Here is a 17,225-nt window from a genome sequence, read left to right as displayed (position 1 = left end):
ACTTATAGAGATAGCCTACTATTACATATTATTTTTGAAATACATGTTTTACTTTTTCAGCTGGAATATTACTTCCGCCTCTACCTTTTACATCTTCAATCATCATTGTAATGACCATATCTGGGGAATTTAAATCAAATGCAGCGAACCAACCTAGTTCTTTTCCTTCGGCCTCTTTTGATACTTTTAATTCCGCTGTACCTGTTTTTCCAGCAAGAGTCATGCCATCAATTTTAGCAATTTTCCCTGTACCATCTGGATCATTAATTACTTTCGTCATTGCAGTTTTTAATATATCCTGATTTCCTTTAGAAATTACATTTTCTTTCCAAGCTTTTGGTTGTTTATCTGTTTTAATAATATACGGTGACGGAATCGTTCCATCATTTACAATTGGCGCATACGTTAAAGCTAAATGAAGAGGAGTCATTAATACTTGTCCTTGTCCATATCCCGTATCTGCCATTTGAATATCATTTTTAATGCCGTCATTTGCAATTTTAGAAGCAGGGAATCCATATTCAATTGGTAGTTTCTCATCGAATCCGAATTTTTTTGCTTCACTCATAAACTTGTCTTTTCCGATTTTCAAAGCTTCTTGTGCGAAGTAAATATTATCCGAGTATTTCATCGCCTTATCAAGATCAATCGGATTTGCATCTTTCACACGCGTTACATAGTAATTACCCCAAGAAGAATCTTTTGTCCATTTTAATCCTTCAATTTTCAACTCTTCTTTTGGATCAATCGTTTTCGTTTCAAGACCAATTGCAGCTGTAATAGGTTTAAATACAGAACCTGGTACCGACAATTGTGTAAAGCGATTTGTCATTGGTTTTTTCGGATCATTATTCCAAGCTTCGCGTTGTGCCTTCGATGTCCCTCGTGCAATTATATTAGGATCATATGCTGGACTACTTACTAGTGCAATTGTTTCTCCACTTTTCGGATTAATTGCTGCACTTGAACCAGCTTCGCCCTTCATTTCATTATACGTTTTTTCTTGAACAGCACTATCAATAGTTAAAGTTACATTTTCTCCATCAACAGCATCTGTTTTTGCCAAGTTTTTAATTTCTTTTCCTTGCGCATCTTCTACAAAGACACGGCCACCTTTTTTACCGCGTAACTTTTCCTCTAATACTTGCTCTAAACCAGCTTTACCAACTGGGTCATCAGCTTGATAGCCTTTCTTTTGTAGCGTTTTTAAATCTTCAGCATTTACCTTTCCAATATAACCAGTCAGATGAGCTGCCGCTTCCCCTAACGGATATGTACGAACATTTACAGGTTTTGTTGAAACACCTGGTAAATCAATGTACGTATTTTGTGTTGCCCCTTCAGGCAAAATTCCAATTGGTACGAGATACCCTGGTTTTACCCATTTAGCAGCTAATTTTTGATCAATTTCTTCTACAGACATATTTAATAACTTCGCTACTGTTTCTTTCGTTTGCGGAGCAGTATCGCCTAACTTTTCAGGAATCAATCCGATTTCAGAAGCTTTCCCATTCGTTGCAAGACCTTTTCCATTACGATCGTATATTTCACCACGTTTTGGCTGTGTTGTCTGCATACGCACTTTACTATCTTTCGTCATGCCTGGGAAAATAAAATCAGGAGTCCAATCTATTTTCCAAGATTCTTTATCTCCATCTTTTTCTTTCACCATTTTTGCTTCATGACCAAATGTAATTTTACCACCAACTGTATCCATGCTTACTTTAAAAGGAACAGGACCTTCATCTTTTTTATCTTCTTTTACTTCCCCTGTTTCTACCTTTAAGTCTTTCACTTCGATACCAGAATAAATTTTTTCATATTTCTCAGTAAACTCTTTCTTTGAAATATCTTTTTTTGCATTTTTTGATAGTTGATCATACATATCTGCAAATTTTTGTTTATTCCACGCTTTTACATATGTATCAAACGCTTCTTGTGGTTTTTCTTCTTTACCACATCCAACTAACATGAATGTTAAGCAAAGAAAAAGAATCCCCCATATCTTTCTCAATCGATTCTCCTCCTCTTTCTATATTAGTACTTTTGAAAATTTTAGCATTTTTACATGCTACCTATCATTATAGCACTATCGAATCTCATCTATAAACTTATATTAGTGAATATAAATAAAAAGATTGATGCGAATTCTCACATCAATCTTTTTATTATTGTTGTTTCTCATATACATGGTAATAATACGTATACGGGTTTTTTTCATCCGTTAAACCTTTTTCTACAAAAATCTCTTTCCAATTTGTCATATCTATTTCTGGGAAGAATGTATCTCCTTCAAATGCATGATGGATTTTTGTTATATATAACTTGTCTACATAAGGTAAAAAGAGATCGTAAATTTGCGCTCCACCAAAAATAAAAATCTCTTCTTCATTTTTACATAGTTCGAACACTTCTTCTACAGAATGAACAACTTCACAGCCTTCAACATGATACCCTTCATTACGAGTTACAATAATATTACGTCTTCCAGGCAGTGGTCTACCAATCGCTTCATAGTTCTTTCTTCCCATAATAAGCGGGTGACCCATCGTTGTTTTCTTCACGTATTGTAATTCACTCGGTAAACGCCAAGGTAAATTATTATCTTTACCAATTACTCTATTTTCGTCCATAGCGACCATAAATGAAACAATCATTTTTTCATCTCCTCTACAATTATACTGCAACCGGTGCTTTAATTGCTGGATGCGGATCGTATCCTTCAATCGTTAAATCTTCCATTTCAAAATCGAAAACAGATTTCACATCTGGATTTAATGTAAGTTTCGGGAATGGACGTGGTTCACGTGCCAATTGCTTTTCTACTTGTTCAAAATGATTTGTATAAATGTGTGCATCACCAATTGTATGAACAAATTCTCCCACTTCAAGTCCGCATTCATGTGCAATTAAATGTGTTAGTAATGAGTAACTTGCAATGTTAAATGGAATTCCAAGGAATATGTCACCACTTCTTTGATATAACTGACAAGAAAGCTTTCCATCTGCTACATAAAACTGGAATAGCGTATGACAAGGCGGTAAGGCCATACTTGGTACATCTTCTGGATTCCATGCAGAAACGATTAAACGACGTGAGTCTGGTGTTTTTTTAATCATTTCAATTACATCTTTTAATTGATCAAGTGTCTCACCAGCTGTCGTTTTCCAAGCACGCCACTGTTTACCGTAAACGTCTCCTAAATAACCATATTTATTTGAGAACTCATCATCTTCTAAAACGTTCTTTTTAAACAATTCCATTTGCTCGTCGTACTGTACTTTAAATTCTTCATCTTGTTGTGAGCGAAGACCAAAATCAGTCATGTCAGGACCAGTATACTCATCACTTTCTACCCAGCTCTTAAAAGCCCATTCATTCCAAATGTTATTATTATGCTGCAATAAATAGCGAATATTTGTATCACCTTTCATAAACCAAAGCAGTTCACTTGCTACAAGGCGAAACGGTACTCTCTTTGTTGTTAATAAAGGAAAACCTTTACTTAGATCAAAACGCATTTGATATCCAAATACAGATACAGTGCCTGTCCCTGTACGGTCTTCTTTCTTCGTACCATGTTCCATTACATGGCGGCATAAATTTAAGTATTCATTTTCAGCATGTTTCATATGTAGGAAAACCTTCTTTCAATCGTATATGCAATTTATCATAACATGAAAAATGATAAATTTAATAATCCTAATTAATAAAATTTCTTGCGCTAATTCTTACAAAATTATTAACTTTCCGAATATAAAAAGGTTTTCATTTTCTATTACCGAAAGTATAGTGCGGTAGAACAAAATTTATATTTGGAGGTTAGAAGTATGTCTAAAATTGAAACGCCTGTTATGACTTCTTTACAAACAACGGTTGAAAAAATGATGAAGGATTTAAATGTTCCTGGTGCTGCTGTCGCTGTTATAAAAGACGGTGAAGTTATTATTTCAGAAGGTTTTGGCTATCGTAATATAGAAACAAAAGAGGCTGTTACACCGAATACTCGATTCGCAATCGGTTCCTCAACGAAAGCATTTGGCACACTTTCATTAAGCTTGTTAGCACAGCAAAAAAAGTTTAATTGGGATACCCCTATCCAGTCTTATATACCTAACTTTACTTTATCTGAACTACTTGCTAGCTCACAAGTTACAGGACGGGATTTAGCTTCTCATCGAACTGGAGTGAGTCGTCATGAGGCTCTTTGGTACAGTTCTTCCTTATCTCGAAAAGATCTCGTTGAAAAAATAAAACATTTACCACTTGATGCACCGTTCCGGACTGCATTTCTATATAACAACTTAATGTATGCAACAATTAGCTACATTGTTGAAAACATTACAAATCAAACGTGGGAGCAATACACTACAGAACATATTTTAGAACCTTTAAATATGAGACATACAAACTTCTCTGTTAACGATTCACAAACTACAGATGATTATGCTTTACCTTACATTGAAAATGACGGTGAAATAAAAGCAGTTCCATTCCGTAACATCGATACAGTTGGCGCTGCTGGGTGTATTAATTCCACAATTGAAGATATGGCAAATTGGGTACTTCTCCACTTAAATGAAGGAAAATTTGGAGATCATGAATTAATCTCCTCTGAATTATTACAACAAATGTATACACCACACAATTCAATTCCAGACCAACCGGTTTTATCACTCCCTGAATCTCCATTAAATAGTTACGGTCTTGGTTGGTTTATTAGCGCTTATCGTGGTAAAAAAGTGATTCATCATGGCGGTAATATCGATGGATTTTCAGCGCTTGTTTCATTCATACCAACAGAAAACATAGGCCTTGTCATTTTAACGAATGCTGGAGGAACATTACTTCCTACTTATCTCGCTAATCAAATTTATGACGAACTACTTGAATTAGAATCCATTGATTGGCATAAACGTGCTGTAGAAGATACTAAAAAAATGAAGGAAATGATGAAAGAAGCAACTGAATCCCTCCCTGAACAAATTAAAGGGACTACACCTTCGCACAAGTTAGAGGATTATACTGGTACTTTTGAACATCCTGCATACGGAACATTACAAGTATACAAACGAGATGATTCGTTATATGTACAATTTATGGAAATGGATATTCAATTAGGGCATCATCATTACGACATCTTCTCCGCAAAAGTTGACTTATTCCAAATGAAAATGAGCTTATTATTCGCTTATGAAATGAATGTAAGTGGTGAATTCCCATCCCTTCAGTTACATGTACCAACTACATTAAGTACTCAGCCGCTTACATTTAAGAAAATTAAATAAGTATCTTGATGGTAAAAAATAAAGGTAGGTGCGAATCACACCTACCTTTTCTATTTCATATCAATCTTATCTGGTTGAAACCAAATTGGCTTCGATAACTCAAAGTTATTATGATCCTCTAAAACTATAGTAAGACGCTCTAACATATCCTCTAACATATGCGGTGCTGTTCGTAATGTCCAGACAACTGAGGAGAAAACTGTCATGCCAACGTACACTGTGTATAATTTCCAGAACTCCTCTGGTATTTTCCTATTAAAGTATCCTTCTATTTGTCCGATTGAATACGGAATACTAATGTCCCTTGCAAACAGTGCAATTTTCACAAAATCATGAAGTGGGTCGCCCCAGTCGTAGCCATTAAAATCAACAACACCTACATATTTTCCATCCCGTACAATTATATTTTCTAAATGAAAATCATCGTGTTGAAATCGATTTGGGCGGTTCTTTAAAGATATTTCATTTTCTTCAATAAACTTTATGATTTTATCATCATTTTTTATGTTTATTCCACATGTTTTATATGCCTCTAAATATTTACTATGTTTTTTCATTGCTCTTTCATACCATGGAAGTATATTATTAGGAGCTTCATATGTATGCATTTTTGCTAAATCTTTTCCTGCCTCTATACCAATATCATATTGTTCTTTTGGTGAATACGTAGGCAATAGCTTCTTCGCATCCTCCCCTTCTAAATATGAAAAAATGCCATAGCATAAACCTTCTTCTGCCAACAAACCCATTTCAATTGGTTTTTGTGCTTGCACACTACGATTTTGCATTTCATTTAAAATTTGAAACTCTATTTTCTTTCTTTCATACTCTTTTATATCGCCTGTCCGCAATAAATATTTTTCATTATTCGTACTCGTAATTATATATTTCTTATCAGGCGAAAAACCTTTAGAAATTTCTTTAATATCCACTGCATCTTTTACTATTTGTATATTATTTTGCCATGCTGTAATTATCTTCATATCTATTCCCCTTACATTTCTGCATTTGGTGTATAGGCAACTTCTACAATAAATCCATTCGGATCGTAAAAATCAATCGTATAATAACCTTCCGAATAATGATTCATTTCAATTGGACCACGTATTACCTTCACTTTCGTACTAGAAAGAAAATCTGCTACTTCATCAACTACTTCTCTATGAATAGCTTGATAACAAATATGTCTAGGCCCTAACGTCCTTACAATTTCCTCATCTACTTCTTTAAAGTATATTTCACTTTCTCCTGTGCTATATGCTACTTCATTTAACTTTCTCCACCCAATTATGGAAAACAACTTATTATAAAAAGAAATGGATTCCTCTAAATTTGCTACCCAAAATTCAATATGATGAATACCTGCTCGCAGTGTATTCATATTAAGAATACGCTCCTTGTACTACTTGCACAATTTCCATCGGCTTATGAACCATGTAATCTGGTGCATCTTTTTTCACTGTTTCAATAACATCATATCCCCAAGATACCCAAATTACGTTCACTCCAGCCTTTTTACACGCTGCTACGTCTCGCTGTTCATCACCGACATATAACATATCTTTCTCTGTTATTTTTTTTGATTTCAAAAATCTTTTTATCATTTTATCTTTACCAAACAAATTTTTAGAACAATACACTTCTTGAATATTTTCGATACCATTCTTGTGTAAAAACGCCCGAATATGCTCTTCTGAGTTCGATGATATGACTGCAATTCCGTAGCCTTTTTTATGTAGTTCATCTAATACTTCTTTCATCCCATGGAACAAAACGAGATTTTTTATAGCAGGCTGATATAATTTATAAAATTCCAACGCTAATATCGGTAGTTTATACAGTGGTACATTAAGTTGTTTACATCTCTCTGGCATCGTTAATTTACGTAAATGTTCAATTTCGTCTTCCTTTACTGCTTTATACCCATGTTTTTCAGCAAGTTGATTATAAATCGGTACAAATATATTTTGTGAATCTACTAATGTGCCATCAAAGTCAAAAACAATATATTTTTGCATTCCCATACTCCCTTTGCTTCTTTTTTCTAAACCTATGTTATTCAACAACATAGTTGTCTGTCCCTTCTATAAAAATAAAAAAGAACAAGATTTTCTCTTGTTCTTTTTAAGACAACCATTTCGGTGGTACATTCGTATTCCAATAAATATTTCCTAACTCATGATGTCCAGAGTATCCATCATCAAAACGGTGGTAATGGAAATTAAAATAATAACCATCTTGCGGTGGATGATCTCTTCTTACATGGAAACGCAATAAATCATTTCCAGATTTCGTATCGTAGACGTGAAAAATCTTCTCATTATTTCCACCAGCTGGTTTTTGAGAAATCGCTAATGATTGTAGTGAATCTTCTGGTACATCACTAGCAAGCTCAGCAATTGCCTCTTCAATTTTCGGTAATATTACATCTTTAAACTCATCTTCAATTACTGGACCAATTTTAGTACCAAACTTTTGCATCGACTGCTTCTCTGCTTCTTGCATTGCATAAGTAATAAAAGTATCGGTGGTTAACCTGTCATTCGTTTCTTCATATGTATAGGACGTGCTCTCCAAACTTTGTTGCCCAGCTGTGCTCGTAGGCTTGTCCGCAGCTTTGGCATTATCAAGTAATATGGAAGGAGGCGTCACTAAACCAAATGTAAACACGGTAATTAATGCGACTAAGGTTTTTCTAAACCAATTTGGCATTTATGTTCCCTCCCCTTTCACTCATTATTTTTTATATAACGGTGGTTTCTTCTATTATACAAAATGATTGTAATTTTTGCACTTTACAATTTTGTTAACGTTCACATATTTTTCACTTGAATATGAAATTGTAAGATTTCATACAATAAAAATACAACAACAATAAGGAGGCGATCAGATGACTTTAGATGTCATGTATTCCGCCGCAAGTATACTCGTTTTAGTATATTTTATTTATCAATGTGTTACAGACTAGAAAAAGAGCCGTCAATGGCTCTTTTTTAATGGTACAAATACAATCCATACAATTAATAAAATAAAAACAACGCTGCCTACCACAGCTGGCAATAAATAAAACTGTGAAAGTATAACTATTCCATATAAAAGTATTGCTGGTAGTAATAAATAACGATCTGCCTTCCATCTTAACAATAGTAATTTCCCTTCATCACAATATAAACGAAGAAACATCTTATTCGTAAATTCATTCCAATAATCACGTGCATAGCGAGAAATTGCAACTACAGCAAATACGAGAACAATAGCTGCAATCCACCTTGGAGTCATAATTATACTTGCAGTACTGATACATACAATTTGAATATAAAATATTCGTGCAGTACTTGTACGGAAAAATTCTTTCAAAAAAGATTCGACAATACGAGAATCAGCTTTTTTCCCTAAAAGTCTTTTAGAGCGCGGAAACATCCACGGTTTTTTATTCGAACTACTCGGTTTAGCCGCATGACCACCAGCTTGCATAATTCCGCTCGTCCAGCGCATGCTTTCCTCCTTTTCTTTCTCGATTTCTTTAAAAAAGAACTTTTTATAATTCATTTTCTCTTTTACTAATACACTACTTAAGAAAATTACTAGACCGATAAATAAAATTGAATACAACGGATTTTTATAAATAAAAAATAAACTAATTCCAAAAAAGGACACGCTCATAGAAAATACTATATTTTTTACAATCCATAAAACCCATCGTTTCCCCACATGTACATGAACAAATCTCGTTAACAACGACAACATAAATCGAAATATAGTAAAGAATACCCAAAATAATAGGACTTGTATTTCTGTTACTTCGATACTTTTCATCAACACCGGTAACATAATAACTACTACTATTATATTCGTTATCGCTATTCGAACAAATGTGTACATCATGCCATACTGGACTAATTTTCGCATATGTGTTGCATACGAAATTAAAAATAAACTATCCGCTTGCTCAAAAAATGAACGAACTCCTCTTGAATATGTTACTAGATAAAATGCGAGTAATCCTAATCCGAAATAAATCGTCTCTTCCGTTGATAATTCATTTATCCATAGCGATCGATAATAGATTCCCATAAATATAAGTGCTGGAATAATAATATATAATGCGACTGACCAATCTGTTACCGAATATATAGACTTCCATTTCCGCTGGAGTTCATGGCGTAATCTCTTATAAAATTGTTGTTTAATCATGTTGTTCACGCCTTACAATTACATCAAAGCAGTCTAATAATGAACTACCCGGCATTTCCGCTAATATTTGAATAGATTCTAAATGTCCATCTGCGACTAATGTACCTTGTGAAATGAGTAAAAATCTTTCACAAATTTTTTCAGCAGTATCTAATACGTGCGTACAAAGTAAAATTCCTGCCCCGCGCTCTTTTTCTTTATATAAATAATTTAAAAACTCTTTCGTAGCTACTGGATCTAAACCGATAAAAGGTTCGTCAATGATATAAAAATCTGGCTCAGTTAAAAACGCCAATATTAGCATAGCTTTTTGTTTCATGCCTTTTGAAAACTTTGATAAATACTCATGTTTATGCTTATTCATTCGAAAAGTATGTAATAATTGTTCCGCTCGTTCTTCCCAACTTCCCATTTCACTTCCACGAGCTGCCATTAATAATTCAATATGTTCCCAGAGCGTCAAGTAATCATAGTATGTTGGATGTTCTGGTACGTATGCATACGGATTTTTCTTTTCACCGAATGATATTTCACCGTCCATATTTACAAGTAATCCGAGTATCGTTTTAATCGTCGTACTTTTCCCAGCACCATTTGCTCCAATAAGAGCAACTAGTTCACCTTTTTCGATAGAAAAAGCTATATCATGAATTGTTTTTTCACCTATTTCATATCCAGCTGAGCGGATATTTACTTTTAACATGCATTCCCCTTCTTTCCATTTCCAATACAATCAAGGAAAAGAATAACATATAACTATCTATATATCATTATAAAATATTTATTTTTATAGCAGGAAAAAACATTTTTTAACAGAATATTAAATGTTTGATTACATTTTATTGGAGTTGATAATATGTCTTTTCAAATTCGTGAAGCAACGATAGATGATATAGACGCACTTTGTTCTTTAACGAAAGAATTAAAAGGTTCCTCTATTTCCTATGAAGATATGAACAACCGCCTACAATTCGTACAAATGAGTCCGTTTGATTTTTTATATGTTTACGAGGAAGAAGAAGCTATATTTGGATTACTTGGATTTCGTATACGTGAAAATTTAGAAGATGTAACACGTTATGGAGAGATTTCAATTATTAGCGTTGATTCTAACATACGACGGAAAGGCATTGGACAAGTTTTGATGGATTATGCCGAGCAATTAGCAAAGAAACATAATTGCATTGGCACATGGCTAGTTAGTGGAACAAAAAGAGTAGAAGCTCATCCTTTTTACAAAAAATTAGGTTATGAAGTAAATGGCTACCGATTTGTAAAATATTTTTAAACTACTTTATAAAGTGAAGGGACTATAACTATGACAAACATTAAAGCAATTTTCATTGATCGTGACGGTACAATTGGTGGTGACACTACAATACATTATCCAGGATCCTTTACATTATTTCCATTCACAAAAACATCCTTGCAAAAACTAAAAGCTAAAAATATAAAAATTTTCTCTTTCACAAATCAACCCGGTATCGCAGATGGAATAGCAACTGTAGCCGATTTTGTACAAGAATTAGAAGGCTTCGGTTTTGATGATATTTATGTATGTCCTCATAAACACGGTGATGGTTGTGAATGCCGTAAACCAAGTACAGGCATGCTGCTTAAAGCAGCAAAAAAACATGGACTTAATTTAACACAATGTGCTGTAGTTGGTGATCGTTGGACTGATATTGTTGCAGGAGCAAAAGTAAATGCGACTACGATTCTAGTCCGAACAGGCGCTGGGTATGATGCTTTGCATACGTACCGAGACAAATGGGCACATATTGAACCAAACTACATTGCAGATAACTTTGAAGATGCAACAAACTGGGTTTTAAATCAACTATAATACAAATGAAAATTTTGATTCACCCGAAATAATTTAAAACATAGTTAAAATAGCCTTTTTGGCAAATAATTGTATTCCACAAAACAGATCACCTCAAAAGGTAGCAAGTTCCCTTTTGATACGCAAACATTGCAATTCAAATTATATTTTTTATTAGTAACAGCAATTAACGTAAAGAAGGAATAGCTTAGTTGCTATTCCTTCTTTATTGACTTCTATTATTTACATTTGTTATCTGTTTTTATTGAGTATTCTCATCGTTTTTATACTCCAAAATATCCCCTGGCTGACACTCCAAAGCTTTACATATCGCTTCTAATGTTGAAAAACGAACCGCTTTTGCTTTCCCATTTTTCAAAATAGAAAGATTCGCCATAGTAATTCCAACCTTCTCCGAAAGCTCCGTTACACTCATTTTTCGTTTTGCTAACATGACGTCAATATTAATAATGATTGTCATATCCGCCACCTCAGACCGTCAAATCATTTTCTGATTTTATGTTAATTGCTTCTTGTAGAAGTCGTTGGAGGATAGCAGCAAAAACGGCGATAACGAGCGAAGCAAAAACGATAATGAGTCCCACTAACCCAATAGGAGGGTCCATTTTTTTCGCTATAAAATAAAAAAGTGGCAAACTTAATACATACAAACCACTGATTGTAATTGCACAGCGCTTTATATTCTTTAACGCCTTTACTGATAATTCCGAGAACGCTGTGTTCTCATCAATGTACTGTAAAAGATTGAAAGCCTGATAAAGAGCAACATAAAAAGGCACAGCTGCTCCATACATCACAATGAAAACAAGATATTTCATCGGAGCAATATTAGGATACAAATTTGCTGCGAAATTCGCCATTTCCGGCACTAAAAATATGCATAAAGCAAGTACTGAAATTCCAGCAAGAAAAATAATTACTTTTAAGAACGTTGTTGAACTTCGTTTAAGATTCATTTACAATACCTCACTTATTTAATGGCAACATAATTTTATCACAACGTTTATCGCTTAACAATAAATAAATATCGTTTTCATTAATGTATTTTTTAATTTAGGCAAAAATAAAAAAGAATTTCTCATTACAAAGAAATTCTTTTTCTTGATAATGCCTCTTTCAACTTAATTTTTTAAAACGTTAATTCGTAATGGAAATAACGATTATCTCTCAAATAGCCATTTTCAGCGTATAATCGTTGTGCTGATAAATTATCAATCTCTGTTTGCAATTTTACACCTTTTGCTCCATTTTCTAATGCGTATTCTTTAGCAGCTTCTAATAATTTTTTACCTGTTCCGGCTCCACGCTTCGCCGCTTGTACAAATAAATCATTTAAAATCCATAATTCTTTCATTGAAATGGAAGAAAATGATGGATATAGTTGCGTGAACCCAATATATTCGTCGTCTTCAACTGCTACGAAAATAACGGACTCTTTTCTCTCAATTCGATTTCGTAAAAATACTTTTGCCCCTTCTAAATCAGAATCTTGTCTATAAAACATGCGATAGTTATTAAAAACTGATGCCAGTCCATCTAAATCTGCAATTGTTGCCTCATATATTCTCATTTTACTCCATTCCCCTTCCAATACTGTCTCATTATATCCGTTGCCCATTTAGGCTGGTGTATTTCTTCTGTCGGCATAAACTCTTTCATTATTGGTTTTATATCCAATATAGGAGTGCCATCAATAGCATCTAATCCCTCAACAATAATTGATTTACCTTCTCTTTTGATCACCTTTACAATTGTTACACCTATGCGATTCGGACGATTTTTCCCGCGCTGTGCAAAAATACCTACTTCAGGATAATCCTTATTATTTCTAGGATGTCTAGCAAAATACTGAATTTGCTCGTCAGTTACTTTATGAAAATAAAAAACAACTTCAATATGAGAAAAATTTTCAATCCCTTGTATACTTTCTTCTGCATACATTTCAGTTAAAGTTATACGGGATCTTACTTCTCCCCACTCATCATCTTTTATTTCCTTTCTTTCATTATGTACAAATGCGATTGGTTGAACTGAAAACATACGCATTCCCCCTTAAATGTAACCACTTACATTATAAAATATTTTCTGAATGTTTTCCAGATATACGAATAGAGTTTACATAATATAATTATACTCTATCTAGAGCTACCTTGACCGCTTCAATTGCATGTATATGAGCTGTATCAAATATCGGGACAGATACGTTTTCTTGCTTTATTAATAATCCTATTTCTGTACAACCTAATATGATTCCCTGTGCTCCTTTTTGCACTAACTCTTCGATGACTCTTTTATAATATTCTCTAGATTGAGATACTATTTTTCCTAAACATAATTCTGTATATATTACTTTATTTATTTCTTTTCTATTTTTTTCTGATGGTACTATTACTTTTATATTATTTTCTTCTATACGTGACTTATAGAAATCTTGCTCCATTGTATATTTAGTTCCAAGCAGACCAACCTTTTGAATGTCTTTTCTTTTAATTTCTTTTGCAGTTGCATCAGCAATATGTAAGACTGGAATATCAATTTTCGCCTTTATTTTTCCAACTACCTTATGCATTGTATTTGTACAAATGATTATAAAGTCTGCTCCCCCCTTTTGTAATGAATATGCCGCATTCCCTAGAATTTCTCCAGCACCATCCCAATCTCCGCTAGACTGACATCGTTCAATCTCTTCAAAATCCACACTATTAATCAAACATTTTGCTGAATGTAGCCCTCCTAATCTCTCTTTTATTTCTTCATTAATAATTCGATAATATTCAGAAGTTGATTCCCAACTCATACCACCTATAAGACCTATCGTTTTCATATAAACACCTACCTAAACTATTTTTATAAAACTAATAACAATGTTTTATTATGTATATTATACATAATAAAACAAGACTTTAAGTTTGGAATATAAAGTCTTGTTTTAACGGAAAAATAAAGAATAATTCTACTTTCATTTCCAAGGAAATTTTTATAGAATATTCTGAAATTAACAATCTGATGTTTTTATAAATTCTTTATACTTATAATTAAAACACTCTCGATACAACTCTTTGATTTCATCATATGATGGAACACGTGGGTTATTAGCTGGGCTACCACTTTCAATTGCATCTGATACCATTTTAGAAATAGCATTTTCAAATTCAATTTCATCGATTCCGTATTCTTTTAAATTTGGAATACGAAGATCAAAGCAAAGTTTTTTTATTTCACCAAGTGTGTAGTCTGCTACTTCCTCATCAGAATTCGAATACAAATCCTTATTTAAACTACGTCCAATTTTTGCTAACCTTTTCATTGCACTTGTTTTTGTAAACTCTAACACTGTAGGTAATAGTATGGCATTTGATATTCCATGCGGTACATGAAATAATGCTCCCACTGGCCTTGACATTCCATGAACTAATGTAACTGATGCATTAGAAAATGCAATTCCAGCTTGTAAGGAAGCAATCATCATCGCTTCTCTTGCCTCCATATTACGTCCATCTTCATATGCTATACGTAAATATTTCATAATACTTTCAATAGCTGAAAGAGCAAGTACATCTGTAAGTGGTTGTGAAACTTTAGAAATATACGCTTCAATCGCATGACATAACGCATCTATTCCTGTTGCTGCCGTAATTTGTGGGGGTAACGAACTTGTCAAAACTGGATCTATAATTGCTACTTTCGGTATAAAACTAGGATGCTTCATCATCATTTTTACATCTGTTTTTTTATTCGTAATTACTGCTACACTTGTAACTTCCGATCCAGTACCAGAAGTTGTTGGAATTGCAATAAGTGGTAGTGGATTGTTTTCTATTTTAATATCCTTTTGGACATAATCCTCAACTTCTCCACCATTTGTATATAAAACCGCTACCGCTTTCGCAGCATCAATACAACTTCCACCACCAATACCGATAATAAAATCGCACTTTTCCTCTTTACAAAGAGATAACGCTTCTAATACGTGTATATTTGTAGGCTCAGCATCCACTTTATTATATGTACTAACAGTAATACCTTTCTTATTTAATTGTTGCATACACTTTTCAACATATCCTAATTTTTCCATAATTGTATCAGTAACTATAAAAGCTCTTTTCCCTAACTTTTTTGATTGTTCTCCCAGTTTTTCAAGCGAATTCCTTCCATATAATACCGACTTTGGCATACGAAACTCAGAAACCTCTTGCAAGTCCCCCACCCCTTCTTATCCTAATTAATATTTTATAACATAAATTATCGATTTGATGAATCTTTACGTTTCAAATTTTTTAATAGAGTCCTGTTAAAGTATAGAATGCGATAACTAAAAATACAGCAACCGTTTTCAAAATTGTAATAGCAAATATATCTTTATATGACTGTTTATGTGTTAATCCTGTTACTGTAAGAATAGTAATAATAGCCCCGTTATGTGGTAGTGTATCCATTCCTCCTGATGCCATTGATACGATACGGTGCATAACTTCTAATGGAATATCAAATTGATTGGCCGCTGCAATAAATTTATCTCCCATTGCACTTAATACTATTCCCATTCCTCCTGATGCCGAGCCTGTAATTCCAGCTAAAATATTCGTCGTTACTGCACCATTCACTAACGGATTTGCGAAAGTAGCAGAGATGCCATCTCTCATAATTGCGAAACCTGGAAGTGCTGCAATGACACCACCGAATCCAAACTCAGCTCCTGTATTCATCGTTGCAAGTAGCGCTCCACCAATACTTGTATTCAATCCAGCTTGGAAACCTGTTACTACTCGCTTCCAATATAATAATAACGTTGTTAAGATCCCTATAATAAGTGCCAATTCTACAGACCAAATTCCTACTACTGCACTTAATTCTACTTTTCCAAATGCTTTCATACCAATTGCAGAAAAATCAAAACCGCTTGGATACCACTTCGGTATCATAATAGTAAACACTTTATTCATTACACCTACTAAAATAAGTGGTATAAATGCAATAAGTTGTTGTGCTCTTGTGATTTCAATGTTATTAGTTAATGGCATATTTTTTTGTTCTACTTGCAAAGATGCTGCCATTTCAGTATTTCCATCATTAAAACCAAAGTATCCTTCACCTGCCGCTTTTGCCTTCTTACGTCTACTCTCTAAATATAGTAAACCTACTGTAAGAACAAAAATTGCTCCTACAATCCCAAGTATCGGTGCAGCATAAATATCCGTTTTAAAAAATGTTGTAGGTATTACATTTTGAATTTGTGGTGATCCAGGTAACGCATCCATTGTAAACGTTACTGCTCCAAGAACAATCGTTCCAGGGATTAAACGCTTTGGAATATTAGCTTGTCGAAACAACTTAGCTGCGAACGGATAAACAGCAAACACTACTACATACACACTAACACCACTATACGTTAAAATAGCCCCCATTAATACAATCGCTAATATAGTACGTTTTTCACCAACTAACTCAATAATTGTTTTTGCGATAGAATCTGCAATTCCTGACATTTCCACTACTTTTCCAAATATTGCTCCTAATAAAAACACAGGAAAATATAATTTTATAAATCCAACCATTTTCTCCATAAAGATATTAGAAAAGAAAGGTAATACATAACTAGGTTCTGTCAAAAATACTGCAAATAATGCAAATATCGGCGCGAATAAAATAACAGAAAAACCTCTGTATGCTACGAACATAAGTAAACTTAGTGCTAATAATATAATAACTAACTCCAATTTTACCCCTCCATTAAACAGAATATTCTAAATTTTATTGATAAATTTCTACTAACCTTTTAATTCTGACATCCCTCCTCTTATTCATACAAATTTTTATGCTAAAAATGTCTAATTATAATTATTCGATTACATATGAAAAATCCCTTTAAACAGAAACGAATTCATCGTCATACGTT

At 33.6% G+C, this 17,225-nt stretch carries 19 protein-coding genes; 3 read left to right on the top strand and 16 right to left on the bottom strand.

Annotated features, from left to right (window positions below; genetic code table 11):
* Positions 1–28: 28 nt before the first annotated feature.
* The 3 genes from pbpC to ACTFP3_RS07405 all read right to left on the bottom strand — a co-directional run bounded on the left by pbpC (position 29) and on the right by ACTFP3_RS07405 (position 3,633).
* Positions 29–2,014: a penicillin-binding protein 3 gene (pbpC, locus tag ACTFP3_RS07415; RefSeq protein ID WP_001227243.1), complete on the bottom strand. Its 1,986-nt coding sequence runs from the start codon at positions 2,012–2,014 to the stop codon at positions 29–31.
* Positions 2,015–2,168: 154 nt separating this feature from the next.
* Entirely contained in the window at positions 2,169–2,657 is a 489-nt protein-coding gene (locus ACTFP3_RS07410) for a dihydrofolate reductase (protein ID WP_000637205.1), read from the bottom strand.
* Positions 2,658–2,676: 19 nt separating this feature from the next.
* On the bottom strand, positions 2,677–3,633 hold the full coding sequence (locus ACTFP3_RS07405; RefSeq protein ID WP_000679609.1) for a thymidylate synthase: 957 nt from the start codon (positions 3,631–3,633) through the stop codon (positions 2,677–2,679).
* A 198-nt stretch (positions 3,634–3,831) separates the two neighbouring features.
* Between ACTFP3_RS07405 and ACTFP3_RS07400 the strand changes: the two genes are divergently transcribed.
* Entirely contained in the window at positions 3,832–5,289 is a 1,458-nt protein-coding gene (locus ACTFP3_RS07400; protein ID WP_000034344.1) for a serine hydrolase, read from the top strand.
* A 50-nt stretch (positions 5,290–5,339) separates the two neighbouring features.
* Here the strand turns inward: ACTFP3_RS07400 and ACTFP3_RS07395 are convergent, their stop codons facing one another.
* The 6 genes from ACTFP3_RS07395 to ACTFP3_RS07370 form a co-directional block, all read right to left on the bottom strand.
* Positions 5,340–6,272 carry an aminoglycoside phosphotransferase family protein gene (locus tag ACTFP3_RS07395; protein ID WP_440009865.1) on the bottom strand — a complete coding sequence of 311 codons (933 nt, stop codon included), beginning with the start codon at positions 6,270–6,272 and terminating at the stop codon, positions 5,340–5,342.
* An 11-nt stretch (positions 6,273–6,283) separates the two neighbouring features.
* Positions 6,284–6,670, bottom strand: a complete 387-nt coding sequence (locus tag ACTFP3_RS07390; RefSeq protein WP_001094668.1) for a VOC family protein — start codon at positions 6,668–6,670, stop codon at positions 6,284–6,286.
* A gap of 1 nt (position 6,671) precedes the next feature.
* Entirely contained in the window at positions 6,672–7,307 is a 636-nt protein-coding gene (locus ACTFP3_RS07385) for an HAD family hydrolase (protein ID WP_025687389.1), read from the bottom strand.
* A gap of 106 nt (positions 7,308–7,413) precedes the next feature.
* Complete coding sequence (locus ACTFP3_RS07380) at positions 7,414–8,001, bottom strand: YpjP family protein (protein WP_001134421.1); 588 nt, start codon at positions 7,999–8,001, stop codon at positions 7,414–7,416.
* A gap of 267 nt (positions 8,002–8,268) precedes the next feature.
* The gene (locus ACTFP3_RS07375; RefSeq protein WP_440009862.1) at positions 8,269–9,483 is read right to left on the bottom strand and encodes an ABC transporter permease; all 1,215 of its coding nucleotides are present in this window, start codon (positions 9,481–9,483) and stop codon (positions 8,269–8,271) included.
* Positions 9,476–10,186, bottom strand: coding sequence for an ABC transporter ATP-binding protein (locus tag ACTFP3_RS07370; protein ID WP_440009859.1), 711 nt, complete (start codon positions 10,184–10,186; stop codon positions 9,476–9,478). Before ACTFP3_RS07370 ends, ACTFP3_RS07375 begins: the two co-directional genes overlap by 8 nt.
* 153 nt (positions 10,187–10,339) lie before the next feature.
* Between ACTFP3_RS07370 and ACTFP3_RS07365 the strand changes: the two genes are divergently transcribed.
* Together ACTFP3_RS07365 and ACTFP3_RS07360 are read left to right on the top strand one after the other, a co-directional pair.
* Positions 10,340–10,771, top strand: coding sequence for a GNAT family N-acetyltransferase (locus ACTFP3_RS07365; protein ID WP_000009777.1), 432 nt, complete (start codon positions 10,340–10,342; stop codon positions 10,769–10,771).
* A gap of 30 nt (positions 10,772–10,801) precedes the next feature.
* Complete coding sequence (locus tag ACTFP3_RS07360) at positions 10,802–11,329, top strand: HAD-IIIA family hydrolase (RefSeq protein WP_000181785.1); 528 nt, start codon at positions 10,802–10,804, stop codon at positions 11,327–11,329.
* Positions 11,330–11,570: 241 nt separating this feature from the next.
* Here the strand turns inward: ACTFP3_RS07360 and ACTFP3_RS07355 are convergent, their stop codons facing one another.
* The 7 genes from ACTFP3_RS07355 to ACTFP3_RS07325 form a co-directional block, all read right to left on the bottom strand.
* Entirely contained in the window at positions 11,571–11,789 is a 219-nt protein-coding gene (locus ACTFP3_RS07355; protein WP_000152534.1) for a helix-turn-helix domain-containing protein, read from the bottom strand.
* A gap of 10 nt (positions 11,790–11,799) precedes the next feature.
* Complete coding sequence (locus ACTFP3_RS07350; protein ID WP_440009856.1) at positions 11,800–12,285, bottom strand: DUF2975 domain-containing protein; 486 nt, start codon at positions 12,283–12,285, stop codon at positions 11,800–11,802.
* Between the two features lie 173 nt (positions 12,286–12,458).
* Entirely contained in the window at positions 12,459–12,899 is a 441-nt protein-coding gene (locus ACTFP3_RS07345; RefSeq protein WP_001223868.1) for a GNAT family N-acetyltransferase, read from the bottom strand.
* A complete protein-coding gene (gene tsaA / locus ACTFP3_RS07340; protein ID WP_065223614.1) occupies positions 12,896–13,369 on the bottom strand; it encodes a tRNA (N6-threonylcarbamoyladenosine(37)-N6)-methyltransferase TrmO in 474 nt (157 codons plus the stop codon). Before tsaA ends, ACTFP3_RS07345 begins: the two co-directional genes overlap by 4 nt.
* Before the next feature lie 88 nt (positions 13,370–13,457).
* Entirely contained in the window at positions 13,458–14,153 is a 696-nt protein-coding gene (locus ACTFP3_RS07335) for an aspartate/glutamate racemase family protein (protein WP_124749749.1), read from the bottom strand.
* Between the two features lie 171 nt (positions 14,154–14,324).
* Complete coding sequence (locus tag ACTFP3_RS07330) at positions 14,325–15,527, bottom strand: iron-containing alcohol dehydrogenase (protein WP_440009853.1); 1,203 nt, start codon at positions 15,525–15,527, stop codon at positions 14,325–14,327.
* A gap of 79 nt (positions 15,528–15,606) precedes the next feature.
* Positions 15,607–17,046: a GntP family permease gene (locus tag ACTFP3_RS07325; RefSeq protein ID WP_440009851.1), complete on the bottom strand. Its 1,440-nt coding sequence runs from the start codon at positions 17,044–17,046 to the stop codon at positions 15,607–15,609.
* Positions 17,047–17,225 lie beyond the last annotated feature (179 nt).

It is taken from the genome of Bacillus cereus group sp. MYBK5-2 (assembly GCF_051915685.1).
GTDB lineage: Bacteria > Bacillota > Bacilli > Bacillales > Bacillaceae_G > Bacillus_A > Bacillus_A cereus.
Note: the sequence above shows the minus strand (reverse complement) of the source record. Positions and strands in the feature narration are given on the sequence as shown.

Bases quoted from the DNA above. Each gene is read 5' to 3' on its own strand.
- ACTFP3_RS07410 (WP_000637205.1), bottom strand. From the start codon at position 2,657: ATGATTGTTTCATTTATGGTCGCTATGGACGAAAATAGAGTAATTGGT.
- ACTFP3_RS07405 (WP_000679609.1), bottom strand. From the start codon at position 3,633: ATGAAACATGCTGAAAATGAATACTTAAATTTATGCCGCCATGTAATG.
- ACTFP3_RS07400 (WP_000034344.1), top strand. From the start codon at position 3,832: ATGTCTAAAATTGAAACGCCTGTTATGACTTCTTTACAAACAACGGTT.
- ACTFP3_RS07395 (WP_440009865.1), bottom strand. From the start codon at position 6,272: ATGAAGATAATTACAGCATGGCAAAATAATATACAAATAGTAAAAGAT.
- ACTFP3_RS07390 (WP_001094668.1), bottom strand. From the start codon at position 6,670: ATGAATACACTGCGAGCAGGTATTCATCATATTGAATTTTGGGTAGCA.
- ACTFP3_RS07385 (WP_025687389.1), bottom strand. From the start codon at position 7,307: ATGCAAAAATATATTGTTTTTGACTTTGATGGCACATTAGTAGATTCA.
- ACTFP3_RS07380 (WP_001134421.1), bottom strand. From the start codon at position 8,001: ATGCCAAATTGGTTTAGAAAAACCTTAGTCGCATTAATTACCGTGTTT.
- ACTFP3_RS07375 (WP_440009862.1), bottom strand. From the start codon at position 9,483: ATGATTAAACAACAATTTTATAAGAGATTACGCCATGAACTCCAGCGG.
- ACTFP3_RS07370 (WP_440009859.1), bottom strand. From the start codon at position 10,186: ATGTTAAAAGTAAATATCCGCTCAGCTGGATATGAAATAGGTGAAAAA.
- ACTFP3_RS07365 (WP_000009777.1), top strand. From the start codon at position 10,340: ATGTCTTTTCAAATTCGTGAAGCAACGATAGATGATATAGACGCACTT.
- ACTFP3_RS07360 (WP_000181785.1), top strand. From the start codon at position 10,802: ATGACAAACATTAAAGCAATTTTCATTGATCGTGACGGTACAATTGGT.
- ACTFP3_RS07355 (WP_000152534.1), bottom strand. From the start codon at position 11,789: ATGACAATCATTATTAATATTGACGTCATGTTAGCAAAACGAAAAATG.
- ACTFP3_RS07350 (WP_440009856.1), bottom strand. From the start codon at position 12,285: ATGAATCTTAAACGAAGTTCAACAACGTTCTTAAAAGTAATTATTTTT.
- ACTFP3_RS07345 (WP_001223868.1), bottom strand. From the start codon at position 12,899: ATGAGAATATATGAGGCAACAATTGCAGATTTAGATGGACTGGCATCA.
- tsaA (WP_065223614.1), bottom strand. From the start codon at position 13,369: ATGTTTTCAGTTCAACCAATCGCATTTGTACATAATGAAAGAAAGGAA.
- ACTFP3_RS07335 (WP_124749749.1), bottom strand. From the start codon at position 14,153: ATGAAAACGATAGGTCTTATAGGTGGTATGAGTTGGGAATCAACTTCT.